This window comes from Taklimakanibacter deserti (genome assembly GCA_003574785.1).
The window spans coordinates 65039-90377 of record QORU01000001.1 but is presented as its reverse complement, the minus strand read 5'-3'; the positions used below and the strand labels follow the sequence as shown (position 1 = coordinate 90377).

Annotated in this window: 20 protein-coding genes; 14 read left to right on the top strand and 6 right to left on the bottom strand. The window is 63.5% G+C overall.

Features of this window, described 5'->3' with window-relative positions:
- Positions 1-25 precede the first annotated feature (25 nt).
- Positions 26-1930 (top strand): potassium transporter Kup, encoded by a 1905-nt coding sequence (locus DS839_RS00350; protein ID WP_119268297.1) that lies wholly within the window; start codon positions 26-28, stop codon positions 1928-1930.
- Here the strand turns inward: DS839_RS00350 and DS839_RS00345 are convergent.
- On the bottom strand, positions 1927-3189 hold the full coding sequence (locus DS839_RS00345) for a M48 family metalloprotease (RefSeq protein ID WP_162918191.1): 1263 nt from the start codon (positions 3187-3189) through the stop codon (positions 1927-1929). The two genes, DS839_RS00350 and DS839_RS00345, sit on opposite strands and share 4 nt — an antisense overlap.
- Positions 3190-3284: 95 nt before the next feature.
- Here DS839_RS00345 and DS839_RS00340 point away from each other — a divergent pair, with 95 nt between their 5' ends.
- The 3 genes from DS839_RS00340 (at position 3285) to DS839_RS00330 (ending at position 6754) form a co-directional block, all read left to right on the top strand.
- Positions 3285-4214, top strand: a complete 930-nt coding sequence (locus DS839_RS00340) for a CehA/McbA family metallohydrolase (RefSeq protein ID WP_119268295.1) — start codon at positions 3285-3287, stop codon at positions 4212-4214.
- A gap of 67 nt (positions 4215-4281) precedes the next feature.
- Positions 4282-5478 carry an MFS transporter gene (locus DS839_RS00335; protein ID WP_119268294.1) on the top strand — a complete coding sequence of 399 codons (1197 nt, stop codon included), beginning with the start codon at positions 4282-4284 and terminating at the stop codon, positions 5476-5478.
- A 118-nt stretch (positions 5479-5596) separates the two neighbouring features.
- Positions 5597-6754 carry a glycerophosphodiester phosphodiesterase gene (locus tag DS839_RS00330; protein WP_119268293.1) on the top strand — a complete coding sequence of 386 codons (1158 nt, stop codon included), beginning with the start codon at positions 5597-5599 and terminating at the stop codon, positions 6752-6754.
- Positions 6755-6797: 43 nt separating this feature from the next.
- Here the strand turns inward: DS839_RS00330 and DS839_RS00325 are convergent, their stop codons facing one another.
- Positions 6798-7061, bottom strand: coding sequence for a TfoX/Sxy family protein (locus tag DS839_RS00325; protein ID WP_119268292.1), 264 nt, complete (start codon positions 7059-7061; stop codon positions 6798-6800).
- Positions 7062-7173: 112 nt separating this feature from the next.
- Between DS839_RS00325 and fumC the strand changes: the two genes are divergently transcribed.
- The 3 genes from fumC to DS839_RS00310 are packed head-to-tail and all read left to right on the top strand — an operon-like array spanning position 7174 to position 8950.
- Positions 7174-8565 (top strand): class II fumarate hydratase, encoded by a 1392-nt coding sequence (gene fumC, locus DS839_RS00320; RefSeq protein ID WP_119268291.1) that lies wholly within the window; start codon positions 7174-7176, stop codon positions 8563-8565.
- Positions 8562-8738, top strand: a complete 177-nt coding sequence (locus tag DS839_RS00315) for a DUF4169 family protein (protein WP_119268290.1) — start codon at positions 8562-8564, stop codon at positions 8736-8738. Before fumC ends, DS839_RS00315 begins: the two co-directional genes overlap by 4 nt.
- Positions 8738-8950: a ribbon-helix-helix domain-containing protein gene (locus DS839_RS00310; protein ID WP_119268289.1), complete on the top strand. Its 213-nt coding sequence runs from the start codon at positions 8738-8740 to the stop codon at positions 8948-8950. The genes DS839_RS00315 and DS839_RS00310 overlap by 1 nt, the downstream gene beginning before the upstream one ends.
- Here the strand turns inward: DS839_RS00310 and DS839_RS00305 are convergent.
- Both DS839_RS00305 and DS839_RS00300 read right to left on the bottom strand, forming a co-directional pair.
- Positions 8947-14097 (bottom strand): AsmA family protein, encoded by a 5151-nt coding sequence (locus DS839_RS00305; RefSeq protein WP_119268288.1) that lies wholly within the window; start codon positions 14095-14097, stop codon positions 8947-8949. The two genes, DS839_RS00310 and DS839_RS00305, sit on opposite strands and share 4 nt — an antisense overlap.
- Before the next feature lie 45 nt (positions 14098-14142).
- Positions 14143-15534 (bottom strand): FAD-binding oxidoreductase, encoded by a 1392-nt coding sequence (locus tag DS839_RS00300; RefSeq protein WP_119268287.1) that lies wholly within the window; start codon positions 15532-15534, stop codon positions 14143-14145.
- Positions 15535-15607: 73 nt separating this feature from the next.
- Between DS839_RS00300 and DS839_RS00295 the strand changes: the two genes are divergently transcribed.
- The 4 genes from DS839_RS00295 to DS839_RS00280 all read left to right on the top strand — a co-directional run bounded on the left by DS839_RS00295 (position 15608) and on the right by DS839_RS00280 (position 19258).
- Positions 15608-16090 carry a thioesterase family protein gene (locus DS839_RS00295; RefSeq protein ID WP_119268286.1) on the top strand — a complete coding sequence of 161 codons (483 nt, stop codon included), beginning with the start codon at positions 15608-15610 and terminating at the stop codon, positions 16088-16090.
- 76 nt (positions 16091-16166) lie between these two features.
- Positions 16167-16352, top strand: coding sequence for a hypothetical protein (locus DS839_RS00290; RefSeq protein ID WP_368910967.1), 186 nt, complete (start codon positions 16167-16169; stop codon positions 16350-16352).
- A gap of 270 nt (positions 16353-16622) precedes the next feature.
- On the top strand, positions 16623-16805 hold the full coding sequence (locus DS839_RS00285; protein ID WP_119268285.1) for a hypothetical protein: 183 nt from the start codon (positions 16623-16625) through the stop codon (positions 16803-16805).
- 107 nt (positions 16806-16912) lie between these two features.
- A complete protein-coding gene (locus DS839_RS00280; protein ID WP_119268284.1) occupies positions 16913-19258 on the top strand; it encodes an ATP-dependent helicase in 2346 nt (781 codons plus the stop codon).
- Between the two features lie 266 nt (positions 19259-19524).
- Here the strand turns inward: DS839_RS00280 and DS839_RS00275 are convergent, their stop codons facing one another.
- Positions 19525-20934 (bottom strand): DHA2 family efflux MFS transporter permease subunit, encoded by a 1410-nt coding sequence (locus DS839_RS00275; RefSeq protein ID WP_119268283.1) that lies wholly within the window; start codon positions 20932-20934, stop codon positions 19525-19527.
- A 197-nt stretch (positions 20935-21131) separates the two neighbouring features.
- Between DS839_RS00275 and DS839_RS36195 the strand changes: the two genes are divergently transcribed.
- The 3 genes from DS839_RS36195 to DS839_RS00265 all read left to right on the top strand — a co-directional run bounded on the left by DS839_RS36195 (position 21132) and on the right by DS839_RS00265 (position 24717).
- Positions 21132-21509, top strand: coding sequence for a hypothetical protein (locus DS839_RS36195; protein ID WP_162918190.1), 378 nt, complete (start codon positions 21132-21134; stop codon positions 21507-21509).
- Between the two features lie 397 nt (positions 21510-21906).
- Positions 21907-23769: an ABC transporter ATP-binding protein gene (locus tag DS839_RS00270; RefSeq protein WP_368910964.1), complete on the top strand. Its 1863-nt coding sequence runs from the start codon at positions 21907-21909 to the stop codon at positions 23767-23769.
- 3 nt (positions 23770-23772) lie between these two features.
- On the top strand, positions 23773-24717 hold the full coding sequence (locus DS839_RS00265) for a 50S ribosomal protein L11 methyltransferase (protein WP_119268282.1): 945 nt from the start codon (positions 23773-23775) through the stop codon (positions 24715-24717).
- Here DS839_RS00265 and DS839_RS00260 read toward each other — a convergent pair.
- Entirely contained in the window at positions 24714-24854 is a 141-nt protein-coding gene (locus DS839_RS00260; protein ID WP_368911097.1) for a YjiS-like domain-containing protein, read from the bottom strand. The two genes, DS839_RS00265 and DS839_RS00260, sit on opposite strands and share 4 nt — an antisense overlap.
- Positions 24855-25339 lie beyond the last annotated feature (485 nt).

Here is a 25339-nt window from a genome sequence, read left to right as displayed (position 1 = left end):
CGGTGAAACCAGCCTTGGCCGAAGCATGAGTGATAACCCATCCAAGCCTGCCGCCACTGAGGCGTCGCGCGCGGACTTTCGTCGCAAGCTGAAGCTCGCTTTTGCCAGCATCGGCGTGGTCTTCGGCGATATCGGCACGTCGCCTCTTTATGCGATGCGCGAATCCCTCGCCCATGTGGCCGGCGCCGGCGGCAGCGTGCATGAGGATGTGATCGCCATCGTATCCTTGCTGATCTGGGCTCTCATCCTCATCGTCACCGTCAAATATGTGCTGATCCTGATGCGGGCCGACAACAAGGGGGAAGGCGGCATCCTGACCCTCGTGGTGTTGGCCGAGCAGGCGCTCAGAGGCAAGCGCAGCTTCGTTCTCATCCTCGGCGTGGTCGGCGCCGCCTTCTTCTTCGGCGATGCGATGATCACGCCCGCCATCTCGGTCTTGTCCGCGGTCGAAGGCCTGACCGTCATCAATCCCGGATTTGATCCCTACGTCGTGCCTATCACCCTCCTGATCCTCGCCACCTTGTTTGCCTTCCAGTACCGCGGCACGGGCAACGTGGCGTCGCTCTTCGCGCCGATCACGATCCTCTGGTTCATCACCATTGCCGTGCTCGGCCTCCTGCACATCGGTGATGATCCCAGCATCTTCCTGGCGCTCAACCCGATCTATGCCGCGAAATTCGTCATTTTCAATCCGGGCATGGGCCTCATCATCTTCGCCGGCGTCTTCCTCGCGGTGACGGGCGGCGAGGCGCTCTATGCCGATCTCGGCCATTTCGGCCGTACCCCCATCCGCATGGCCTGGGTATTCATCGTGCTGCCGGCGCTGATCCTGAACTATCTGGGCCAGGGCGCCTTCGTGCATGCCAATCCGCAGGCGGTCACCAATCCATTCTTCCTGATGGCGCCGTCCTGGGGGCTGATCCCGCTGGTCGTGCTCGCCACCCTGGTGACGGTGATCGCCAGCCAGGCGGTGATCACCGGCGCCTTCTCGATCGCCCAGCAGGCCATCTCGCTGGGCCTCCTGCCGCGCATGAACATCACCCATACCAGCGACACCGAGCAGGGCCAGATCTATATCGGCCAGATCAACTGGCTCGTCTTCGCCGGCGTCATCCTGCTCGTCCTCCTGTTCGGCTCTTCCGCCGATCTCGCTTCCGCCTACGGCATCGCCGTCAACATCTCGATGATCATCGACACGGCCTTGGCGCTCATCGTGTTCTGGCATGCGAGGCACTTCCCGCCGGCCATCGTGCTGCCCGTCCTCTTCGTCATTCTCCTGGTCGAGCTCACCTTCTTCGCCGCCAACAGCACCAAGCTCATCGCCGGCGGCTATGTCCCGGTGCTGATCGGCTTCGTCATCATCGTGACCATGCTCACCTGGCTGCGCGGCCGTTCCCTGCTGGCCGAGAAGCTGCGCCGCGACAGTGTCGAGCTTGAAGGCCTGCTCGCGACGCTCGAGCGCCGCCCGCCCACCCGGGTCGCGGGGGCGGCCGTCTTCCTGCAGACCGATCCCATCTATGCGCCGAGCGCGCTCATGCACAACCTCAAGCATAATCGCGTGCTGCACGACATACTGGTGTTCATTTCGGTCAAGACGGCGGAAGTGCCGCGTGTGCCGCGCGACGAGCGGGTGGAGGTGAAGAAGCTGCCGCTTGGCGCTTTCCTGGTCGAGGCCAGCTTCGGCTACATGGAGCAGCCCGACGTGCCGGCGGCGTTGCGCATGTGCGAGCCTTACGGACTGTCGATCGATCCGCGCCAAGCCTCATATTTCATGGGCCGTCGCGCCATCCGCACATCGCCCAAGGCGCGCATGCCGTTCTGGCAGCAGCGGCTGTTCATCCTGCTGGCCAACCAGTCGGCGCGCGCCATCGAATTCTTCCGCATCCCGCCGGAACGCGTCGTCGAGCTCGGCATGCAGATGTCGGTCTAGCCATCAGGCCTTTCGACGACATCGTCCATCAGCCTCATCGACAGGCGCTCATGGAACGGCTGCAATTCTTCATCGATCGCACGCGACAGCGAGTCGCTCAGAATGGCGAGCGGCAATTCATAGTGCCGGCTCTTGATGAACCTGATGCGCGATGCGGTCGGCGGATGGGCTGAATCGATCCGCGAACTCTCCTGTTCGTCGGCCCGCCGGACACGCTCCATCTCGCGTTCCGGCACCGTCTCCACAAAAGCCCGGAACGCGTCGATGACCGACCGGCCGTCGGTATCGCCGGCATAATAGGCCCGCTCGGCGACGGCTTTCAGGTTGTGGTCGAGACCAAGCTTTCCCAAAAGTTTCACCTTCGCCACAGGGCCGGCGATCCTTGCCGCCAGATGATCGGCCAGATATTCGGCGCGCTGGCTGTCGAGAAAGAGAAGACTGGCGAGCAGCTTGCGCAACCCGGCAATCGCTCCGCCGATGAGGCGCAGCAGTAGATGCATCATGACATCCGCCAGGTTTCGCACCCGCTGATCCATCGGGTCCATGAGATAGAGCCAGCGGTCGAGCGCCGACAGTCCCCAGCCGATCACTGTGCTGCGGGCGGGGTCGCGATTGGCGCGATGCGCCAACTCGTGCGCCATCAAGGCAATTCTCTCCTGACCGTTGAGGATTGCCCACAAAGGCAATCCGATGGTCAGTACGGGTGTCCTGGCGAGGCCGACCTCGGCCATCGATGCGTTAAAATTGTGATCGACCCTGATATGCTCGATGGGGGTCATCGACAATTGTCCGGCAATACCATCGACCATGCTGAAAAGATTGGGAAACTCACTTCGCTCCAGGCAGTCGTCGGGCACCGCGCCGAATTGCGGCCGCAGGAACCAAGCGACGGCGAGAAGCACCAGGCCGCCGATGATGAACATGACATGCGGCCATCCCCACACGATCAGGGCTAGGCCCGCCAGGCCGACAATGATGTTGGCGATGAGGATCAGGACCGAAATGACGAGAGCCGCCAATCTGGGCACGGTCAAGCGAGGCCTGAGGTCGCGCTCAGAGGCTGTTATGACCTGGTCCAGGAGCCACGCGCCATGAACCTTGCCCAAGGCATCGATTTTCTCATCGATGACGTCACGGTAGGATCGTGCGTCGCTGAGATTCCACCCACAACCATCACACCAGGTGCGCACCAGGTCATGGACCGGCATTTTGCTGCCGCAAGTCTCGCAATCGCGCCATTCCTCGGTAGTACCGTTCATGCATCCGTGCAAATTACGTATGGTTATAATCATATTATGCATATTGAGCGGGAATTGCGAATAAGATAGCGAGAAACCCTTAATTTGAGGGTTCCATGGCCGATTTATCGCCTTTCTCGCTTCCGGGCCGGTTCTGGCGCGGCAATCTCCACACCCACTCCACTTTGTCCGACGGCGCGCTCGCGCCCGGCAAGGTCGTCGAGGCCTATAAGGATGCGGGCTACGACTTCATGATGCTGTCGGATCATTTCATCGGCCATTACGACTGGCCGGTCGCCGACACCCGCAATTTTCGCTCCAACAGCTTCACCACCATCATCGGCTCCGAATTGCATGCGCCCGAAACCTCGGCCGGCGAGCTCTGGCATATCGTGGCGGCGGGACTGCCGCTCGATTTCGAGCCTTGCGCGCCGGAAGAGAGCGGAGTGCAGGTCGCGCGCCGCGCCGCCGCGGCCGGCGCCTTCATCGGCATCGCGCATCCTGCCTGGTCGCAGCTCACCATCGAGGACGGGCGCGCCATCGATGTCGCCCATGCGGTCGAGATCTACAATCACGGCTGCGCCGTCGAATGCGATCGCGGCGAAGGCTTTTATCTGCTCGACCAGCTGCTGAACGAAGGCAAGCGGCTCTCCGCTTTCGCCACCGACGATGCGCATTTCCATCACGATGATCATTTCGGCGGCTGGGTGCATGTGAAGGCCGAGGCGAACGACCCCGATGCGCTGCTCGATGCCTTGAAGAACGGCCATTATTATTCGAGCCAAGGCCCGCTCATTCACGAAGTGTCGATCCACGGCCCCGAGCTCACTGTCGCCTCCTCGCCCGTCAACACCATCGTCGTGGTCTGCGGCCATTCTCGCACCGTCATGCGCATCGGCAAGTCCATCACCTCCGCCACGCTCGATCTGCGCAAGCTGGAGAAAGGCTGGCTCCTTAACCGGCAGAGCCCGTGGTTCCGCGTGGTCGTCATCGATCAGGCCGGCAAGCGCGCCTGGACCAATCCGATCTGGAAAGACGAACTTTAGGAAGAGCATCGGCCCGAAAAGCTCGTGGCCGGGTTAAATCCGGCCATCCCGGTTTTCGGATAAGCCGATGCGAAGAAGAATATTGCCTCTCTGGCGCGTCATAACGGCTCTCGGCATCACCCAGATCATCGGCTGGGGCACGACCTATTACGCCTTGGGCGCCCTTTCCATGGATATCGCCGCCGACCGCCACTGGTCGAAGTTCCTCATCTTCGGCGCCTTCTCGGCCGCCTTGCTGATCAGCGGCTTCATCTCGCGCGCCGCCGGCCGGGCCATCGACACCTATGGCGGCCGGCGCATGATGGCGATGGGTTCAGGCCTTGCGGCACTCGGCTGCCTGATCCTGTCACTCGCGACCGAGCCCTGGATCTATGTCCTGGGCTGGCTGGCGCTCGGCCCCGCGATGCGCCTCATCCTTTATGACGCGGCCTTTCCGGCCCTCGCCGAGGTGGCGCGCGAGAAGTCGCGCCGCGCGATTTCCTACCTCACTTTGTTCGGCGGCCTCGCCTCGACCGTCTTCTGGCCGGTCTCGCATCTCCTCTCGCAGGAGATCGGCTGGCGCAACGCCTTCCTGGTCTATGCCTTGCTCCACCTCCTCTTGTGCCTGCCGCTGCATCTTCTGGTCCTCGGCCAGGGCGAAGAGCGGCAGGTCCCCTCCGATCAGGAGGCGCCGCCACCGGTGACGACCCCGGTCCTCACGGGTGCGGACCGCAACCGCGCCATGATCGCCTTTGCCGCCGTCCTCGCCTTGAACGGCATCGTCTTTTCCTCGATCTCCGCCCATGTGGTGCCGCTCTTCGAAGGCCTGGGCTTCACCGCGGCCGCTTCCGTGACGCTCGCCGCCCTCATCGGCCCGTCCCAGGTCGCAAGCCGCATCGGCGACATCCTCGCCGGCCACTGGGTGAAGACGATGACCCTGGGGCTCATCGCCGTCGGACTGCTGCCTCTGGCGCTCGTTATTTTCGCCGGCGGCCACTTCGCTCTATGGGCGGCGCTGGTCTTCGCTTTGCTCTACGGCATGTCCAACGGCCTCATATCGATCATCAAGGGCATCGTCCCCTTGAGCCTCTTCGGGCGTCAGGGCTATGGCCTGGTGATCGGCACCCTCACCACGCCGCAACTGATCCTCAACGCTGTCGCGCCGACACTCTTTGCCATCGTTCTCGATCAGGTCGGCCCTGGCAACGGCCTCACCATCGCCATCTTCTTCGCCCTCGCCTCCTTCGCCGCGATGGTCTGGCTGGCGCGCAAATATCCGCGTTGATTGAGCGCCTCTGTTCACCGCACCGTTATCTTCGCGTCACACGGCATCACCATCGTTTCCCCACAGCGGACCTGCGGCTCGTTGAGTCGCTTGCCGCTCTTCACAGGGAAAACCAAACATGACGCGGACAATTCTCATGGTTTGCGCGGCAGCGGTCGCGCTCATTTCAGATCCGGCGATGGCTCTCGAGAAGACCCTGGACGGCAAGCCGCCTCTGGTCACCGGCCATCGCGGCGCCCCGGGCTATCTCCCCGAGCACACGCTCGAGGGCTACAGACTGGCGATCGAGGCGGGAGTCGATTTCATCGAGCCCGATCTCGTGATCACCAAGGACGGTGTCCTGATCGTCCGCCACGAGCCGTTGCTCGGCGGCACCACCGATGTCGCCGACCATCCGGAATTCGCCGACCGCAAGGTGAAGCGCACTCTCGACGGCGTCGAGGTCGAGGACTGGTTCGCCGGCGATTTCACCTTGGCCGAGATCAAGACTCTCAAGGCGAAGCAGGCCATGGCCGATCGCGACCAGTCGCATAACGGCAAATATGCGATCCCGACGCTTCAGGAAGTGATCGATCTCGCCAAGGCCGAATCGGCGGCGCGCGGACGCGTCATCGGCATCTATCCCGAGACCAAGCATCCCACCTATCACGCACAGCTCGGCATGCCGCTCGAGGACAAGCTGCTCGACGCGCTCAAGGCGGCAGGCTGGACGGAGAAGACCTCGCCGGTGATCATCCAGAGTTTTGAGGTCGGCAATCTCAAATATCTGCATGGCAAGACCAATGTGCGCCTGGTGCAGCTCGTCGATGCCGACGGCCTCGACCAGGACGGCAACATCACCCTCGCCGTGCCCTCGGCCCAGCCTTATGATTTCGTCGTCGCCGGCGACAAGCGCACCTACAAGGACCTCGTGACCAAGGCCGGCCTTGCCGAGATCAAGACCTATGCCGACGGCGTCGCGCCCTGGAAGCCCTATATCCAGCCCTCGAAGCAGGTCGACGCGAACAATGACGGCAAGCCCGACGACCTCAATGGCGACGGCAAGATGGATGAGCGCGACCGCGTGCTGATCGAGCCGACCGCGGTGGTGAAGGATGCCCATGAAGCGGGTCTCTTCGTCCACAGCTGGACCTTCCGCAGCGAGTCCTATCGCCTTGCGTCAGACTACAAGAACGATCCCTCCGCCGAATACAAGGTCTTCTACGATCTCGGCATCGACGGCCTGTTCAGCGATTTCCCCGACGCTGCGGTGAAAGCGCGCTCGGCGTCCTATTGAGCTGTTGCGATGAACAGTCGGCGCGCGGTCCAAAATCGCGCGCCTATCTGACTTGGCTCAACAGGTCCTCCTTGACCGATCTCGGCAGGTCGTTCCAGTGCACGCCGCGGATCGCGCCTTCGAGCGAATAGAGATAGTAGCAGACGGGAATGGTCTTCTCGGGATAGCGCTGGCGGATGCGTTGATGGCCGGCGACGGCGCCGATGCGCTTGAGATCGCCTTTGGTATAGACACCGATCTCGTTCAGCCGTTGGATGATGGTGGGCCCGAGATTCTTCAACCCCTTGAGTGGCGTCCTGTCGCGCATGGCTGGACTGTAGCACACCCTCGAGCTTCATCCCAGCCGCCCTGCCCGATGCATCTGGCAGCCTGCCGTGAGCCATGCTAGACCGCGCTCGCAATTCTCAAGGCAGGAACCGATGACCAAGACCCGCACCGAAACCGACACTTTTGGCCCCATTGAGGTCAGAGCCGACCGCTATTGGGGGGCGCAGGCGGAGCGGTCCTTGGGCAATTTCAAGATCGGCTGGGAGAAGCAGCCGAAGCCGATCGTGCGGGCGCTCGGCGTCGTCAAGCTCGCCGCGGCGGAAGTGAACATGTCGCTGGGCAAGCTCGACCGCAAGATCGGCAAGGCCATCGTCGCCGCGGCGCGTGAAGTGATGGAGGGCAAGCTCGACGAGCATTTTCCGCTCACCGTCTGGCAGACGGGCTCCGGCACCCAGTCCAACATGAATGCCAATGAGGTGATCTCCAACCGCGCCATCGAGATGCTGGGCGGCAAGCTCGGCTCCAAATCGCCGGTCCATCCCAACGATCACGTCAATATGAGCCAGTCGTCCAACGACACCTACCCGACCGCCATGCACATCGCCTGCGCCGAGCAGATCCATCACGATCTCCTGCCCGCGCTGCGTCATCTGCACAAGGCGCTCGCCAAGAAGGCCAAGCTCTGGGCCAAGATCATCAAGATCGGCCGCACCCATACGCAGGACGCCACACCCCTCACCCTCGGCCAGGAATTCTCGGGCTACGCTCAGCAGGTCAAGAACGGCATCGCGCGCGTCGAAAGCACGCTGCCCTCACTCATGGAGCTGGCCCAGGGCGGCACCGCCGTCGGCACCGGCCTCAACGCGCCCAAGGGCTTTGACCGGAAAGTGGCGGCGCGCATTGCCGCCATCACCGGCCTGCCCTTCACCTCGGCACCCAACAAGTTCGAGGCGCTCGCCGCCCATGATGCGATGGTGATGAGCCATGGCGCCATCAACACGGTGGCCGTTTCGCTGTTCAAGATCGCCAACGACATCCGCCTTCTGGGTTCGGGTCCGCGCTCGGGGCTCGGCGAGCTCTCCTTGCCCGAGAACGAGCCCGGCTCCTCGATCATGCCGGGCAAGGTCAACCCGACCCAATGCGAAGCCTTGACCATGGTGTGCACCCAGGTCTTCGGCAATCAATCGACCATCTCCTTCGCCGGCAGCCAGGGCCATTTCGAGCTCAATGTCTTCAATCCGGTGATGGCTTATAATTTCCTGCAATCGGTAAGGCTTCTCGCCGATGCGGCGATAAGCTTCACCGATCATTGCGTCACCGGCATCATCGCGCGCGAAGACAATATCAAGGCCGCCCTCGAGCGCTCGCTGATGCTGGTCACGGCGCTGGCGCCCAAGATCGGCTATGACAAGGCGGCCGAGATCGCCAAGACCGCGCATAAGCGTGGCACCACCTTGCGCGAGGAGGCGCTGCGCCTCAAATATGTGACGGCCGAGGAATTCGATCGGATCGTGCGGCCGGAGGACATGATCGGTCCCAAATGAGCGAGATCGTAAATCTCAAGCGTCACCGCAAGCGCCGCGCGCGCGAAGAAAAGGAAGTGCAGGCGCAGGAGAACCGCGAGCGTTTCGGCCGCACGAGGTCGGAGCGTGAAAAGGCCGAGGCGGAAAAGCAGCGCGAGCTTCGCCGTCTCGACGGGCACAAGCGCGACAATTGATGCCCAAGGCGTTCAAGCGGTCGCTGACGATTTCGGGGCATCGCACCTCGCTCTCGCTCGAGCCTGAATTCTGGGCCGTCCTCAAGACCGCGGCGCAAGAGGAGCGCAAGTCGCTTGCCGCCCTCGTCGCCGAGATCGACCGCGGTCGCGGCGAGCGCAATCTGTCGAGCGCGCTCAGGGTCTGGGTATTGAATCGCCTGATGCGGACCTAATCGATCTGCGACTTGATCTTGCCGAACAGGCGCTCGAGGAAATCGGGCTCACGCTTTTTGGGCGGCTTGGCGACCTTCTGCGGCGGCACCAGGACGAGCGGCGCGCCCGGATCCGCTTTCGCTTGCGCTTTGGCGCGCTGGCGCTTCGGCTTGGGCTTTGGCGCCGGTGCCGGCGGCTTGCTGACCTGCGCCTCTGACGGCGCCGATGCCGGCGGCTCCAGCGCTCCCGTCTGCTCGACAGCGGGTCGCGGCGCGACGTCCTTGGACTTGCTCGGCGCCGGCGGACCGAAGATCTCAGCGTCCGGCTGCCTTGGCGGCGATAAAGGCGCAAAGGCGTTTTCGGACGGCCTTTCCGCGGGCTTGGTGACGGTGGCCTGCGCATCTTCCTGCGCCTTGCGCACCATCTCTTCCAGCGCCTTGCGATCCAGCTCTTCCTGTGCCTGACGGGCGGCGGCTTCTTCACGCGCCTTGCGTTCCGCCTCTTCCTGTGCCTTGCGTTCCGCCTCTTCCTGTGCCTGGCGGGCTGCTTCTTCGCGGGCCTTGCGCTCCGCCTCTTCCTGCGCTTGGCGAGCTGCCTCTTCCTGTGCCTTGCGCTCGGCTTCTTCCTTGGCCAGACGCTCAGCTTCTTCCTTGGCCAGGCGCTCAGCTTCTTCCTGGGCCAGGCGCTCGGCTTCTTCCTGGGCCAGGCGCTCGGCTTCTTCCTGGGCCAGGCGCTCGGCTTCTTCCTGGGCCAGGCGCTCGGCTTCTTCCTTGGCCAGGCGCTCGGCTTCTTCCTGGGCCAGGCGCTCGGCTTCTTCTTGCGCCTGCCGGGTCGCTTCTTCCCGCGCCTTGCGGTCCGCCTCTTCCTGGGCCCGGCGTGCTGCTTCCTCTTGCGCCCAACGCTCGGCGTCTTCCTTCGCCTTGCGCTCGGCCTCTTCCTGCGCCTGCCGGGTCGCTTCTTCCCGCGCCCTGCGGTCAGCCTCTTCCTGGGCCTGGCGCGCCGCTTCTTCCTGCGCCAGACGTTCGGCCTCTTCCTTGGCCAAGCGCTCGGCCTCTTCCTGCGCCTGCCGGGTGGCCTCTTCCCGCGCCTTGCGGTCGGCCTCTTCCTGGGCCTGGCGCGCCGCCTCCTCTTGCGCCTTGCGCTCGGCCTCTTCCTGCGCCAGTCGCGCGGCCTCTTCCCGCGCCTGGCGCTCGGCCTCTTCCTGCGCTTTGCGCTGGGCTTCCTCTTGTGCCTGGCGTTCAGCCTCTTCCTTGGCTTTGCGCTCGGCCTCTTCCTGCGCTTTGCGCTCGGCTTCCGCCTGCGCCTGGCGCGCCGCTTCTTCGCGCGCCTGGCGTTCAGCCTCGTCCTTGGCTTTGCGCTCGGCTTCCTCTTGCGCCTGCCGCGCGGCTTCTTCCTGCGCCTTGCGCTCGGCCTCTGCTTGCGCTTTCCGCGCCGCTTCTTCCTGAGCCTGGCGTTCAGCCTCTTCCTTGGCTTTGCGCTCGGCTTCCTCTTGCGCCTGCCGGGCCGCTTCCGCCTGCGCCTTGCGCTCGGCCTCTTCCCGGACCAGACGCGCCCGCTCTTCCTGGCGTCTGATGGCGCGATGGACCTGCCGTTCCTTGTATCGGCGCTGCATCTCCTGGCGGCTGAGGCCGCGTCCTTCCGCTATCGCCTGATCGAGCTCGGCCTCGGCGGCCTCGGCTTCCGCCTCACGCACCCGCCGATGCGCATCGACTTCCCTCTGGCGGAGCAGCAATTCGCGGCGCTGCTCATTATAGTCCTCGAGCCGAGTTTGATCCGCGCGCCGCTGATTCTCCTCTTCATCGAGCAGCTTCTGCTGTTCCGACTGCAGCTTCTCGAGCTCCTTCAACGTGCGTTCGACCACGCCGAAACCAAGCTTCGATTCAAGCGCCGCAATATCGACGAACCGCGTGAGCGCGTTGGGACGGCCACTATAGGTGACGCCGAACTGCGGTTGATCGTCGAGCGTCTTGAGCTTGACCTGCAAGGCGGCATCGAGCCTGCCATCGGCGAGATCGATCCGGGGTGCCAGACTGTTCTCGGCCACGGGCGATGCTTGCGCGAAAGGCGGCATGGTGACCGTCCCGTCCTCGATCTTGAGGATGCCGGTCGCTGCACCGAGCCCGATCGAGCCATCGGCGCCGAGCGCCGCGAAGGCGGTCTTCAGCTGCTCTCCGGTCGTCGCGGCCCTGACCAACTCGACGAAGCGCTCGGGATTGATCTGCTTCAGCGAAAGGCCAGAGACATCATAGCTGCCGGAACCCTTGAGGCTGGCGAGGACCGCTCCCGGCGTGCGCCCGCTCCCCGAGGCCTTGACCGAGAGCTTGACAATGCCCGATGCGACCGTGCCGCCACTCACATCCTTGAGGCTGTGCTCGAGATCGATCGGCAGGACGAGACGGCCGTCCACGGATTTGCCGCCGCCTTGCGGCTTGGCGCCGATCTCGATGGCGACGTCGCTGCCCGAATCGCTCTTGCCGAAAGCGGCAAGACGTATCTCTTCAGCGCTGGCGCTGATGCCGATTTGCGTCTCCTTCACTCTGAGGCCGTCGAAGACCTCCAGATATTCCGGCTTGATCCACAATTCGCCGGTGAGGCCGCGCGGCGATGTTGCGGCGAAAGGCAGCTCGAGATCGACCGGCCGGCCGTCCCAGGGCATGAAGGCGAGACCGAACAGGCGCTGGAAGGAAACGGGCCCGGTCGAGAACTCGCCCTTCATCCGGTTGCCGCCCTCGAAGGAAAGCGTGCCTTTGAGCGGCGCGCCCGCGGCAAAACCCTGCACGTCGGGAAACTCGACCTTGGGCCCGGCGATCTCGACATCCGATTCGACCGACAGAGCGCCCCTGGCATAGTCGGCGATGCCCGCCGCGAGGAACAAATCGGCCGGCCGTTCGGTGAAGATCCCGGCCCGGCCGGTGCCGGTGAGGACGCCATCATCGCGCAGGAACTTGCCCTGGAACTGTCCCTTGGCGCCGAACACGTCGGTCTGTAGGTCGGCGACCAGCCCATTGGCGAGCGATCCGGTGAGCGTCAAAGCAAGCCTGGCCGCTCCGCCCCCATCCGTCGCCGGGCGCATGCCGATGAGCTTGAGAAGACCCGCACCCGTGGCGCTGCGCAAAGTGAGCGCGCCGCTGATCTCGCTCGTCAGCAGATCGCTCTGTCCAGCCGAAGCCAGGTTGGCCTCGAGATCGAGATCGCCCGTCTTGCCCAGCAACCGGAAATTGGCGGCCTGCCCCCCCGCGTCGGGTTTGAGGTCGGCGGTGATGGTGAGATTGGTCTTGCCCAGGGCCTGCGACCAGACCGGGTCGCTGTCTTTGGCATAGAGGCCGAGAAGCTGCAGCAGGCTGCGCGGATCATCCGCCGTGACGCTGGTCGAGACGGTGCCCCGGCTTCCGGTCTCGGTCGGCGACAGAAGGCCTGAGATCTCGAGCCGGGCGTTCCCGACATTGCCGATCTCGATCGTCTTGAGGTCGATGCTGCCGCTCAAGGCCGCGATATCAATGACGACGTCGCGGGCATCGACGCCGTTGAGGAGCGTCTTGCCCGACTGCAGCGTGACGCGCAGGTCGTTGTTCTTCGCCCATTGCGCGAAGAGCTCCGCCGTGCCGAGCCAGCCGCCGCCGCCCATGCCATTGGGCATGAAGCGATCGACATCGAGAGCCGAGGCGTCGAGCCTCATATCGAGTGACGGTCTTTCGCCGAAGCCGATGGTGAGCCCGCCGCTGCCCAGCGATTCATCGATCTGGTAGTTCGCCTCCTGCAGGCGGAGCTGATCGTTCGTCGCATCGAAGCGGGTCTGCAGCTTGAAGCGGCCGCGGCTCCCGGTCCAGACGCGCGCGATGTCCTCGCGGCCCTCGGGCCACGCCCAGGACACGAAATCGCGCAAGCTTCCAGCCTCTCCGGCGAGATCGCCCGCGAGCTGCGGCCCGGAATCGGTCACCAGGAAGACGCCGGTGAAGAGCCCCCGCGCCTGGCCCGGCATGCCGGCGGAAAGCTCCTTGATCCGGATCGCCTCACCGTTCATTTCGACCGCGAGCTTGGCATTGTCGAGCGCCTCGCCGCCGACGATGAGCGATGTGACGCCGAGCGAGGCGTTGATATCGACATCGTCCGGCATGATCTCGACCACATTCTCGAGCAAGGCCAGTCCGCCGCCTTCGCGGATGAGGCTCTTGGCCTTGGCGCCGGCAACCGCGTCGAGATCGAAGCGGGTCGCCTTGAGATCGGCCTTGAGCGCGACGCTGGCGCCGAGCTTCACCTCGGCATTGCCGGTCAGGAGATTGGCGCCTTCGCCGGTGCCGTCGCGCGGCGCGATCTCGATCTTGTCGAGCGCCACCGTGTCGAAATCCGACGTCACTTGCGCCGTCATGACCAAGGGCCGGAGCTGGCCTTCGGCATCGCTTCGGCCATCGGAACTCGCGGCCGGCTGGATCCTGAGAGTGCCGGTCACGTGATTGCCGTCATTGGCGCCGTCGAACTGATAGACGAGGCCGGAGCCGTCGCCCGAGCCGATATGGAAGCCGAATTTGAACGGCGCTTCGGGCGACCAGCCGCCGGTATTGACCGCGATCTCGACCGGCCGGTCGCGATAGGCGGCGCTGCCGCGCATCCGCCAGGGCCCGGCGATGTTCTGCGCCGAGAGGTTCGCATTGACGTTGGTGAGGGTGGCGCGTCCGGCGCGGCGGTTGTCGATCAGATGCACCACGCCGTCGCTCACAGTGATTTGATCGAGCCTGACGCGGTCGAGGATCCGCATGTCGTCCGCGCCGGCAGCGGATTTGAGGTGCCAGCTGCCCTGCCCGGTATCGAGCCGCTCGAAGGCGACCACCGGGCGGACGATGCCGATGGATTCGACCCGGATCTCGCCGCCGAGAAGGCCGGCGAGCGTCAGGCGCACGTCCACTTCCTCGGCGGTGATGAAATCCGGCACGGAGGAGCCCGGCGGATTGGCCACTTTCACGTCGCGGATCGACAGCTTCGGCCAGGGAAAGAACCGGCCGGAAATCTCGCCGGCGACCGTCACCTGGCGGCCCGTCATCTTGCTGCCATAGCTCTCGATCGCCATGCGGTAGCTGCCCCAGTCGATGACATAGGGCGCAATGAAAGCCGCCACGACCGCCAAGACGAGGGCGATCCCGAAATAGAGTACGGGCGATTTCCAAAGCTTCATACGATACCTGTCGCTCAGGCTACCCTTGCCAGACAGTCACGGCGATCATAAGGCGACTATCTTGCCCGGGTTAAGGATATTCTTGGGGTCCAGGGCCTGTTTGATCTGTCGCATCATGGCCACCCCCTCAGGCCCGTGTTCCACTTCGAGAAACCCCATCTTGCCGGAGCCGATGCCATGCTCGCCGGTCGAGGTGCCTTCCATGGCGATGGCCCGCCGGATGAGCCGGTCATAGAAGCCTTTGACCCGCTTGAGCTCTTCCGCATCGGCGCGGTCGCAATAGAGCACGACATGGAAATTGCCGTCGCCGACATGGCCGACGATCGGCCCGTAGAGGTTGTTGGCCGCGAGATCGGCCTGCGTCTCCTTCACGCATTCGGCGAGGCGTGAAATGGGCACGCAGACATCGGTGGCGAAGGCTTCCTTGCCGGGCATGAGCGATTTCGTCGCCCAGAAGGCGTCATGGCGAGCCTGCCAGAGGCGCTGCCGGTCCTCTTCCTTGGTCGCCCAGCTGAAGGGCCCGCCGCCCAGTTCCTCGGCGATCGCGCCGAAAAGCCCGGTCTGCTCGGCGGTGCCGGCCTCGGTGCCGTGGAATTCGACGAACAAGGTCGGGGCCACCTTCAGGTCGATCTTGGAATAGGCGTTGAAGGCCTTCACATGCTCCTCATCGACGAGCTCGATTCGGGCCACCGGGATGCCGAGCTGGATCGTCTGGATCACCGCCTGGCAGGCGGCATCGACCGAGGGGAACGGGCAGACGCCGGCGGCGATCGATTCGGGGATGCCATAGAGCCGCAAGCCGACCTCGGTGATGATGGCGAGCGTCCCTTCCGAGCCGACCAGGAGGCGGGTGAGGTCATAGCCGGCCGATGATTTCTTGGCCCGCTTGGCGGTCTTGACCACTTCGCCATTGGCCAGCACCGCCGTCAGATTGAGGACGTTCTCCCGCATGGTGCCGTAGCGCACCGCGTTGGTGCCGGATGCCCGCGTCGCCGCCATGCCGCCGAGGCTCGCATCGGCGCCGGGGTCGATCGGGAAGAACAGGCCCTTGTCGCGCAAATGCGTGTTGAGCGCCTTGCGGGTCACGCCGGCCTCCACCCTAGCGTCAAGATCCTCGGCATTGACTTCCAGCACTTGGTTCATTCCCGAGAGATCGACCGAGATGCCGCCATAGGGAGCGGTGAAATGGCCCTCGAGCGAGGTGCCGGTGCCGTAGGCGATCACGGGTGTTTCATAATGGGCGCAGAGGGCGACGATGCGCTGCACCTCCTCGGTCGATTTGACGAAGGCCACGGCATCGGGCGGGGCGCCCGGCGCCCAGGTCTGGTCCTTGCCATGCTGTTCGCGCACCGCGGGCGCCGTCGACAGCCGATCGCCGAGGATCGCCTTGATGTCTCCTATGACCTGGGTCACGCTGTTCTTCTTGAGAGCTCGCATTTGTCATCCGTCGTAAGTATTTGCTATTTCTTCTAAACCAACCCGGTCAAACCACAAAATTCGCATCCTGACGATGGCTTATCCTGCCCCTTTCGTAAGCTCCGCCCATGTCATTGAGGACCAATGGATCGACTATAACGGCCATTTCAACATGGCTTACTACAATGTGCTCTTCGATCGGGCGGGCGATGAGGTCTTCGATGCCCTTGGCCTTGGCGCGAGCTATGTGAAAAAGACCAATTGCTCATTCTTCACCCTCGAAACGCATGTGACCTATTTGCGCGAGCTGCATGCCGGCGATTCCGTCAAGGTCGCGACGCAGTTTCTCGATTACGACAAGAAACGCATCCACTATTTTGTCGAGATGCGCCATGCCAGGGATGACTGGATCGCCGCCACCAGCGAAGTCATCATCATTCATGTCGACATGAATATCCGCAAGTCGACGCCCTTTCCACCTGACGTGCTCGCCAACATCACCGCGATGCGCGAAGCACATGCGGCATTGCCGTTGCCTCCGCAGGTCGGTCACAAGATCGGCATTCCGAGAAAATAGCCTCTTCGCCATATTGTGCGCGCATTTCCCCTTGATGGTCTGACCTTCCAGGGACGGCCCCATTTATGGAGATGCCATGATGCAAGCTCTCGAAATCCTGGACTATGCGCGACAACTTCATGAAGTGCGCGGCGAGCGGGCCGTGTTGGAAGCCGCTCAGCGGGCGACGGCTTGCGAGGCCAAGGGCGATCGCGAAGCCGCCGCGAATTGGCGCCGCATCCAGTCTGCGCTGACCACGATACAGTCGCCGAGTGTCAGCTGATTGAGAGGCGCTCATAGGCGCCTTTCCGCACAATGAGTCCCTCCCCTCTTTCGGGGAGGGCCGGGAGAAGTGAGCCGCTGCAACAGCGGCTTTTTTCATGTCCTGAAATTATTTCGCCTCTCGCGATACGACACGACAAGCATGTTAGTGCTGCGCTGCATTTCACTAAAAATCGTCACATAAAAAATCGTCTCGCCTTCCGACTGCAATATTATCGACTCATTCGCCGGGCATAGTCTCATCATCAACCGAGAAGCCAGGGAGGCCGGCATGCAGAACGCAACCATCATCGAATTCGCGCGCCAGCTCGTCGTGGTCCATGGCGCGAAGGCCTCGGAAGAGGCCGCCGTGCATGAGCGCATTTGCACGAAATATGGCGCCGAGCGCACCGCCGAGACCTGGCGGAGCGTCCAGACCGCACTCGAGGACATGAAAGGCAATTGCCTCCATTAGCATCGGCCCGAAAAGTTGCGGACTTTTCGGACAAGCCGATGCGCTCGTGAATCCCTCGGGAGTTGCTATATAAGGGTACGAAACCAACAGGATTCGTGCCCTTTATTATGTCTTCGCGTCCCATAGATATCGGCGATTTCGACGAGGCTCCCGCGCCCCAGAAGCCTGGAGGCCTGGCAGCGCGCGCCCTTGCCGGGGCCGAGGCCCCTTATCTCAAGGGCCTCAACCCCGAGCAGCGCGCCGCCGTCGAGACGACCGACGGCCCCCTTCTGGTGCTTGCAGGCGCCGGTACCGGCAAGACTAGGGTTCTGACCACGCGGCTCGCCCATATACTGGCGACGGGCCGCGCCTGGCCCGGCCAGATCCTCTGCGTCACCTTCACCAACAAGGCGGCGCGCGAGATGAAGGAGCGCATCGGCCATCTGATCGGTGGCGTGGTCGAGGGTATGACCTGGCTCGGCACTTTTCATTCCATCGGGGTCAAGATCCTGCGCCGGCATGCCGAGCTCGCCGGCCTCAAATCCGGCTTCTCCATCCTCGACACCGACGACCAGATCCGCCTCCTCAAGCAGATCCTCGAGGCCTCCGATATCGACGAGAAGCGCTGGCCGGCGCGCCAGCTCGCAGGGCTGATCGACAACTGGAAGAATCGCGGCCACTTGCCCTCCCGCGTGCCCGCCGGCGAAGCCCATTCCTTCGCCAATGGCCGCGGCGCCGAGCTCTATGCCGAATACCAGGCGCGGCTCAGGGTCGTGAACGCAGTCGACTTCGGTGACCTCCTGCTCGAGGTCCTGCATATCTTCCAGGACCATCCCGATGTGCTGAAGGAGTATCAGCGCCGCTTCAAATACATGCTGGTCGACGAATATCAGGACACCAATGTCGCGCAATATCTGTGGCTGAGGCTGCTCGCCCAGGGCCACAAGAACATCTGTTGTGTCGGCGACGACGACCAGTCGATCTATGGCTGGCGCGGTGCCGAAGTCGACAACATCCTGCGTTTCGAGAAGGATTTTCCCGGCGCCAAGGTCATCCGGCTCGAGCGCAACTACCGCTCGACGCCGCAGATTTTAGGCGCCGCTTCCGGCCTCATCGCCAAGAACGAAAGCCGCCTCGGCAAGACGCTCCGGACCGAGCGCGAAGATGGCGAGCAATTGACCTTGCGCTCGCACTGGGACGGCGATGAGGAAGCGCGCGCCATTGGCGATGACATCGAGAACCTGCAGCGCAAGGGCGAGAAGCTCAACGACATGGCGATCCTGGTGCGCGCCTCCTTCCAGATGCGCGCCTTCGAAGACCGCTTCATCACTTTGGGAGTCCCCTATCGGGTCATCGGCGGCCCGCGCTTCTATGAACGCCAGGAAGTGCGCGACGCGCTCGCCTATTTCAAGGTCACCGCGTCCCCCGACAACGATCTCGCTTTCGAGCGCATCATCAACGTGCCGAAGCGCGGCATCGGCGACACCTCGGTCAAGCGCCTGCACGAGGTCGCCCGCAAGGACGGTGTATCGCTCTACCGCGCCGCCGAGACCATGAGCCAGACGGACGATTTGCCGGCCAAGACGCGCGGCGCGCTGCGTGACCTGCTCGCATCTTTCGGGCGCTGGCGCCAGTCCCTGACTGGTCTGCCGCATGTCGATCTCGCGGAGATCATCCTCGATGAGTCGGGCTACACCACCATGTGGCAGAACGACAAGAGTCCCGAGGCGCAAGGCCGGCTCGAGAACCTGAAAGAGCTCGTGCGCTCGATGGGCGAGTTCGAGACCATGGCGGGTTTCCTCGAGCATATCGCCCTCGTCATGGACACCGATGCGGGCACGGCCGACGACAAGGTCAACATCATGACCATGCATTCCGCCAAGGGCCTCGAATTCGGCACCGTCTTCCTCCCCGGCTGGGAGGAAGGCCTGTTTCCGAGTCAACGCTCGCTCGAAGAGAAGGGCACCCCCGGCCTCGAGGAAGAGCGCCGCCTCGCTTATGTCGGCATCACCCGCGCCAAGCGCCGCGCCTTCATCTCCTTCGCGCAGAACCGCCGCGTCCATAATCTGTGGCAGTCGAGCCTGCCCTCGCGCTTCATCGACGAATTGCCGGAAGCCCATGTCGAGGTGGCGCCGATGGCGAACTCCTATGGCGGCTATGGCATCGGCTCCTACGGCGAGAGCCGCTTCGCCGAACGCACCACGCCCTTCTCCAACACCTACGACACGCCGGGCTGGCAGCGGGCACAGCGGGCCTATGCCAGAGGCGAGGCGATGCGCTCGGCCCCTCACATCATCGAAGGCCAGCTCGTAGCGCGCGAGACGGAAGGCAAGAACATCGAGCGCGGCACCCGCGTCTTCCACCAGAAATTCGGCTATGGCCGGGTCACCCATGTCGACGGCAACAAGCTCACCATCGACTTCGACAAAGCCGGCGAGAAGCGCGTGCTCGACAGCTTTGTCGAGCTGGCGTAGCCCTTTGCCCTCGCCCCGCTTTAGCGGGGAGAGGGAGGGGCCCAATGCGAAGCATTGGGAGGGTGAGGGGCCAACTGCGTGATTGTGCTTGAATTCAATAAGCCGGATTTGTTGAAACAAAGGAACCTGAAACGCGGGATCAGGTTAGCCTTCGCTGACTGAAGCCCCTCACCCTTCCCGCCGCTTTCGCGGCGGGCCCCTTCCCTCTCCCCGCTGCGCTTTGCTTGCGGGGCGAGGGTAAGCCCGTCACCACCCTCGGCGCCGGGCTACGGGCTCCTGCTGGCCTCGACGACGCGGCCCGACACCTCCGCGCCCGCGTCCGGCGTCAGTTTCATATGCAAAACAACGGACAGCGCACTGATGAGTCCGACCGCGAAGAACGCATAGGCGAAGTCGCTCACGGTCAACATGAGGTCGCCGCGCAGATATTGCGCCAGTTCGAGCACCGAGGCGGCACAGACGATGCCGGCCGCGAGCGACAGTTGCTGCGCCACGCTGTAGAGGCTTGTCGCCGGTCCCATCTCGCGCTGCGGCACGTCCGAATAGGACAGCGCATTGAGCGATGTGAACTGCAGCGAACGGAAGAAACCGCCGGCGAGCAGGATGGCGAGGATGACGAGGTGCGGCGTCTCCGGCGTGAACAGCCCTTGTACCGCGAGCGTCGCGGCGCTTACGATCCCGTTGACGATGAGCACGGTGCGGAAACCGAAGCGTTTCAATATCCGGGCCGCGGTGAACTTCATCGTCAGCGCGCCGAGTGCGGCGGCGCAGGTGAGGGTCCCCGACTGGAACGGCGTCAGCTTGAAGCCGAGTTGCAGCATCAGGGGCAGCAGGAAGGGCACGGCGCCGACGCCGATGCGAAACAGGCTTCCGCCGACGGTCCCTGACCGGAAGGTGTCGATGTCCAGAAGCTTGAGGTCGAGGATCGGCTTGGATACCCGGCGCGCGTGCCAGACATAGAGCGTCGTCAGCACGATGCCAATGGCGATGAGCGTCGGCGCGCCATAGGCCGGCAGCACGTCGTCGCGCCCGAAGACGGTCGCGCCGAAGACCAGCGCCGAAAGCCCGATCGCCGAGAGGAAGAAGCCCGGCACGTCGAGCCGCGGCACGCCCTCCTCGCGGATATCGGGCATATAGATCGTCGCCAGCACCAGGCCGAGGAGGCCGACCGGCACATTGATCCAGAAGATCCAGCGCCAATCGAAATAGGTGGTGATGAAACCGCCGAGCGGCGGCCCGAGCAATGGCCCCATCAGCGCCGGGATGGTGAGCGTGGCGAGCGCGCTGACCATCTCGCTCTTCGACACCGTCCTCAGGATGATGAGGCGGCCGACCGGCACCATCATGGCGCCGCCCATGCCCTGCAGAGCGCGGGCGGCAATCAGGCCCTCGAGCGAGGTCGACAGGCCGCAGGCGATCGAGCCCAGCGTGAAGACGGCGATGGCGGCCCGGAACACGTTGCGGGCGCCAAACCGGTCGGCGCACCAGCCGCTGATCGGGATGAAGACCGTGAGCGCCAGGAGATAGGTTGTGAAGGCGAGCTTCAGGATGACGGGGTCTTCGCCGAGATCGGCGGCGATGGCCGGCAGCGACGTCGCGATCACCGTTCCATCGGTGTTCTCCATGAACAGCGCAGAGGCGACGACCAGCGGAATCACACGCGGAAAGGAGGCCATGGGCCGCTCCTACCATGCAGGCCGAAAGCCAGGCACGCTTTTATCGGAACCCGGCCATGCCTTCCCGGCCGGTTGCCGCCATCCGGTAATTTTCACGTTAAACTATTGAGATAAATGACATTTTTTCTTTTCGAGGTCGGGGAACTTTGCCTTGGGGCTGACGTTGGTATGTATCGTCCATCTGATGGGAGACGAGAATGGATACCAATCCTCAATATCGCCCGAAGACCGATCCCAAGGTCGATCCGGATGTCACGTACAATACGGGAATCCGCTCCGGTTCGAGCAGCACCGGATGGATCATTGGTGGTCTTATTGTTCTGGCGTTGATTGCGGCCTTCTTCATGTGGGGCGGGAACGGAACACCGCCGGCACCGACAACCGGCACCACGACGGAACAGCCGGCTACCCCGACACCGACTCCAACCCAGCCGCAGGGCAGCACAGAGCAGCCCGCGACACCGACGCCCACCCAGCCGCAAGGCTCGAGTGAGCAGCCGGCGACGCCCGCACCGGCACCGGAACAACCGGCGCCACAAGGCGGCACGACCGGCCAGGGCACGACGAACCCCTAGCTGAAAGGCTATTACTTCAAGGAACTCCGCCGCCCCCGCGGCGGAGTTTTTATTTGCCCCTCCTTCGCTAAAGCTTCGGAGGGTTCCTGTTTCCTGCATCCCAGCCCTGCGAAGAGCCGACCCTCCTTCGCTAAAGCTGCAGAGGGCCCCCTTGCCAATCCTGCGAAGCGCCGGAAGGCGCGGAGCGGGAAGGCGCGAAGCAGGGCCGCTTCCCTCTTTAATTCCGCTCGGCTATAAGACCGCCACGATTTCCGGAGAGTGACAGCTTTCCCTCCTTCGCTAAAGCTTCGGAGGGCATCCTGCAATCTAACCCTGCGAAGCGCCGAAGGTGCGAAGCAGGGCCGGCCTCGACGCTTCTGGAGCCCTAAAGGCGAAGCGTTGTTTTTTGGAGCAAACCGTGTTCGAGCGTGTATTCAGCTGGCTGGAAAGCCGGACCGATACGTTTCCGCCTGTGAAACCGACAAAGCCCGGCAGCACGCTGTGGGGCTTCGTCTGGCATTACACGAAACCGTTCTGGCCGATGATCCTGGTCTGCTCGGCGCTCGCTTCGGCCGTGGCGCTGATTGAAGTGTCCTTGTTCTCTTTCCTCGGCAACCTTGTCGACTGGCTCGGCACCGCCGATCGCCGGACCTTCTGGGAAGACCACAAGACCAGGCTCATCACCATGGCGGTGCTGGTGCTCTTCATCCTCCCGGTCCTCAAATTCTGGTACGAGGCCGTCGTCCATCAGGGCCTCATCGGCAATTTCGCCATGCGCATCCGCTGGCTGGCGCATCGCTATGTGCTGCGCCAGAGCGTCGATTTCTTCCAGAACGATTTCGCCGGCCGCATCGCGACCAAGGTCATGCAGGCGGCGATGGGCACGCGCGACACGGTGATGAAGATCACCGAAGTGCTGGTCTATGTCGGTGTCTATTTCACCGGCGCGGTCGTCGCCTTCGCGCTCAGCGACTGGCGGCTCGCCATTCCGCTGGTCATATGGTTCCTTGGCTATCTGCTGGTCATGCGCCATTTCGTGCCGAAGCTCGGCGAGATGTCGAAGGCGCAGGCCGATGCCCGCTCCATGGTCACCGGCCGCATCGTCGACAGCTATACGAATATCCAGACCGTCAAGCTCTTCGCCCATGCCGACCGCGAGGATCTCTATGCCCGTGACGGCTTTCGCCACATGCTGGACACCGTCTACAATTCGCTGCGCACCACGACGCGCATGACCGTGGCGCTCAACGTCCTGAACGCGCTCCTGCTGTTCTCGACCGGCACGCTCACCATCTGGCTGTGGACGCTTGATGCGGTGACCACGGGTGTGCTCGCTTTCACGGTCAGCCTGATCCTGCGCATGCAGGGCATGGCGCATTGGATCCTGTGGGAGGTCGCCGGCCTCTTCGAGGATATCGGCACCGTCCAGGACGGCATCGAGACCATTGCGCGCGACCGCAACCTCATCGATGCGCCGGACGCCAAGCCCCTCGTCGTCGGCAAGGGCGAGATCCGCTTCGAACACATCATCTTCAACTACGGCAAGACGGCCGAGAAGGATCGTATCGTCGTCGACGATCTCAATCTGACCATCGCGCCTGGCGAGAAGGTCGGCCTCGTCGGCCGCTCCGGCGCCGGCAAGTCGACGCTCGTCAACCTGCTGTTGCGCTTCTACGATCTGCAAAAGGGCCGCATCCTCATCGACGGCCAGGACATCGCCAAGGTCACGCAGGAGAGCCTGCGCGAAGACATCGGCATGGTCACCCAGGACACATCGCTCCTGCACCGTTCGATCAAGGACAACATCGCCTATGGCAAGCCCGACGCGACGATGGATGAAATCGTCAAGGCGGCCGAGCGCGCTCATGCCCATGAGTTCATCCCGCATCTCGTCGACCTCAAGGGACGGCGGGCTTATGACGCCCATGTCGGCGAGCGCGGCGTCAAGCTTTCCGGCGGCCAGCGCCAGCGCATCGCCATTGCCCGCGTGCTGCTCAAGGACGCGCCCATCCTCATTCTCGATGAGGCGACGAGCGCGCTCGATTCCGAGATCGAGGCGGCGATCCAGGAGAGCCTCTACAATCTGATGGCGGGCAAGACGGTCATCGCCGTGGCGCATCGTCTGTCGACCATTGCCGCCATGGATCGGCTGGTCGTCATGGACAAGGGCCGCATCGTCGAGGAAGGCTCGCATGACGCGCTGCTGCGCAAGGGCGGCCTCTATGCCGATCTCTGGCGCCGCCAGTCCGGCGGCTTCCTCGCCCGCGAGGCGGCGGAGTAGGCAATGCAATGCACCCTCACGGTTGAGGGCCTGACGGAAGCGCGCGCCAACGAGCTCGCCCTTCTCGTCGAGAATCAGCCCGAGCCGCCGCTCGCCGTCACGATCAACGAGACCGACGAGTCGGGGCGGATCTGGAATCTCGTGGCCTATTTCGCGGGCGAAGCCGAAGCCCGCGGGGCGGGCGAGCAGTTGCGGCCCCTGCTCGGCCCGCAGGCCTTTGCGGTCACCGCGTTGCCCGATGTCGATTGGGTGCGGCGCTCGCTCGAAGGCTTAGGCCCGGTCGCCGCCGGGCGCTTCTATCTCTATGGCTCGCATGACCGCGCCCGCCGCCGGTCGGGCGGCATCTCGCTCGAGATCGATGCCGGGACCGCTTTCGGCACCGGCCATCACGCCACGACCTCGGGCTGTCTTCTGGCCTTCGATTCCCTATTGAAGCGCACAGCGCCCAGGCGGGTCCTCGATCTGGGCTGCGGCACTGGCGTCCTGGCACTGGCCGCCGCCAAGGCTCTGTGCCGCCCCGTGCTGGCGAGCGACATCGACCCCATTGCCGTCACGGTCACGCGCGACAATGCTCGCAACAATGGCGCATCGGCCTTTGTCGGCGCGGTCCTGGCGCCCGGCCTCAAGCACCGGCGGATCGCCGATCGGGCCCCTTATGATCTGATCTTCGCCAATATCCTGGCCCGGCCGCTCATCGCGCTTGCCGGCGACCTGGCCTTGAGCCTGGCGCCTGGCGGGACGCTGATTCTGTCCGGCCTGACGCGCGATCAGGAACAGGGGGTGCGCGCCGCCTATCGCAATCGCGGCCTTCTGCCCGCAAGCCCTCTCAGAATCGGCAACTGGTCGACACTGGTATTCTTCAAGATCAACAAAGCAAAACGCCCGCGGCCTTTCCGGCGCGGGCGTTTTTCAGGAATAACCGCTGGAGGCGGTCGGGAGGCTGCTTAGTTGCCCCAAACCATCCGCTGGATTTCCGACCGGCGCATGCCGATATCGGCCAGTAGGCGGTCGTCGAGGGCCTGCAGCTGACGCTCGGCGCGGCTGCGCGACACGTAGTTGACGACGCGGCTCGAAACGCGGGTCAGGAAGTCGGGGACATAGCGAGCGCCGGTGCGGCTGGTCTCGCGGTTGAGAGTGGTCGTGGTCATGGTCTGCTCCTTGTTCGTCACACCGGACCAACGGCCCCTCGGCAATCGCACCCGGTGAGGTGTTAACTGATCTTGTGCACCGCACAAGCACGGGCCTTATATGAGAGGTTCCCAGTTCCACACCAGAGGCATCCGTGTCATACCGGCATGCGTAAAACTCATAACACCATTCATACTCTGTTAATCCGCTTCGCGCGGCACCCACGGCAAGTCTATATCATTGAAAATACTATATTTACCGCAATTCAGCCACAGTCCGAACACAAAGGAAAACCGAGTGCTAAGCCCGATATGGACTCGGGTGAAGCGAAAATCAAAGCGTTGGGAAGGATTCGTCATGCCCGAAGCGCATAAAGTCATCCGACTTGACCTTTTGCAGTGCACAATTACCCTTGCGGCAGAAAAATCCGCTCCATTGCCTG

What these genes read in the sequence shown, in the direction of transcription:
- DS839_RS00345 (WP_162918191.1), bottom strand. Translation starts at nt 3,189, where the DNA reads ATGAACGGTACTACCGAGGAATGGCGCGATTGCGAGACTTGCGGCAGC.
- fumC (WP_119268291.1), top strand. Translation starts at nt 7,174, where the DNA reads ATGACCAAGACCCGCACCGAAACCGACACTTTTGGCCCCATTGAGGTC.
- DS839_RS00325 (WP_119268292.1), bottom strand. Translation starts at nt 7,061, where the DNA reads ATGCGCGACAGGACGCCACTCAAGGGGTTGAAGAATCTCGGGCCCACC.
- DS839_RS00300 (WP_119268287.1), bottom strand. Translation starts at nt 15,534, where the DNA reads ATGCGAGCTCTCAAGAAGAACAGCGTGACCCAGGTCATAGGAGACATC.
- DS839_RS00295 (WP_119268286.1), top strand. Translation starts at nt 15,608, where the DNA reads ATGGCTTATCCTGCCCCTTTCGTAAGCTCCGCCCATGTCATTGAGGAC.
- DS839_RS00305 (WP_119268288.1), bottom strand. Translation starts at nt 14,097, where the DNA reads ATGAAGCTTTGGAAATCGCCCGTACTCTATTTCGGGATCGCCCTCGTC.
- DS839_RS00350 (WP_119268297.1), top strand. Translation starts at nt 26, where the DNA reads ATGAGTGATAACCCATCCAAGCCTGCCGCCACTGAGGCGTCGCGCGCG.
- DS839_RS00265 (WP_119268282.1), top strand. Translation starts at nt 23,773, where the DNA reads ATGCAATGCACCCTCACGGTTGAGGGCCTGACGGAAGCGCGCGCCAAC.
- DS839_RS00340 (WP_119268295.1), top strand. Translation starts at nt 3,285, where the DNA reads ATGGCCGATTTATCGCCTTTCTCGCTTCCGGGCCGGTTCTGGCGCGGC.
- DS839_RS00285 (WP_119268285.1), top strand. Translation starts at nt 16,623, where the DNA reads ATGCAGAACGCAACCATCATCGAATTCGCGCGCCAGCTCGTCGTGGTC.
- DS839_RS00275 (WP_119268283.1), bottom strand. Translation starts at nt 20,934, where the DNA reads ATGGCCTCCTTTCCGCGTGTGATTCCGCTGGTCGTCGCCTCTGCGCTG.
- DS839_RS00330 (WP_119268293.1), top strand. Translation starts at nt 5,597, where the DNA reads ATGACGCGGACAATTCTCATGGTTTGCGCGGCAGCGGTCGCGCTCATT.
- DS839_RS36195 (WP_162918190.1), top strand. Translation starts at nt 21,132, where the DNA reads ATGGATACCAATCCTCAATATCGCCCGAAGACCGATCCCAAGGTCGAT.
- DS839_RS00335 (WP_119268294.1), top strand. Translation starts at nt 4,282, where the DNA reads ATGCGAAGAAGAATATTGCCTCTCTGGCGCGTCATAACGGCTCTCGGC.
- DS839_RS00290 (WP_368910967.1), top strand. Translation starts at nt 16,167, where the DNA reads ATGATGCAAGCTCTCGAAATCCTGGACTATGCGCGACAACTTCATGAA.
- DS839_RS00315 (WP_119268290.1), top strand. Translation starts at nt 8,562, where the DNA reads ATGAGCGAGATCGTAAATCTCAAGCGTCACCGCAAGCGCCGCGCGCGC.
- DS839_RS00280 (WP_119268284.1), top strand. Translation starts at nt 16,913, where the DNA reads ATGTCTTCGCGTCCCATAGATATCGGCGATTTCGACGAGGCTCCCGCG.
- DS839_RS00310 (WP_119268289.1), top strand. Translation starts at nt 8,738, where the DNA reads ATGCCCAAGGCGTTCAAGCGGTCGCTGACGATTTCGGGGCATCGCACC.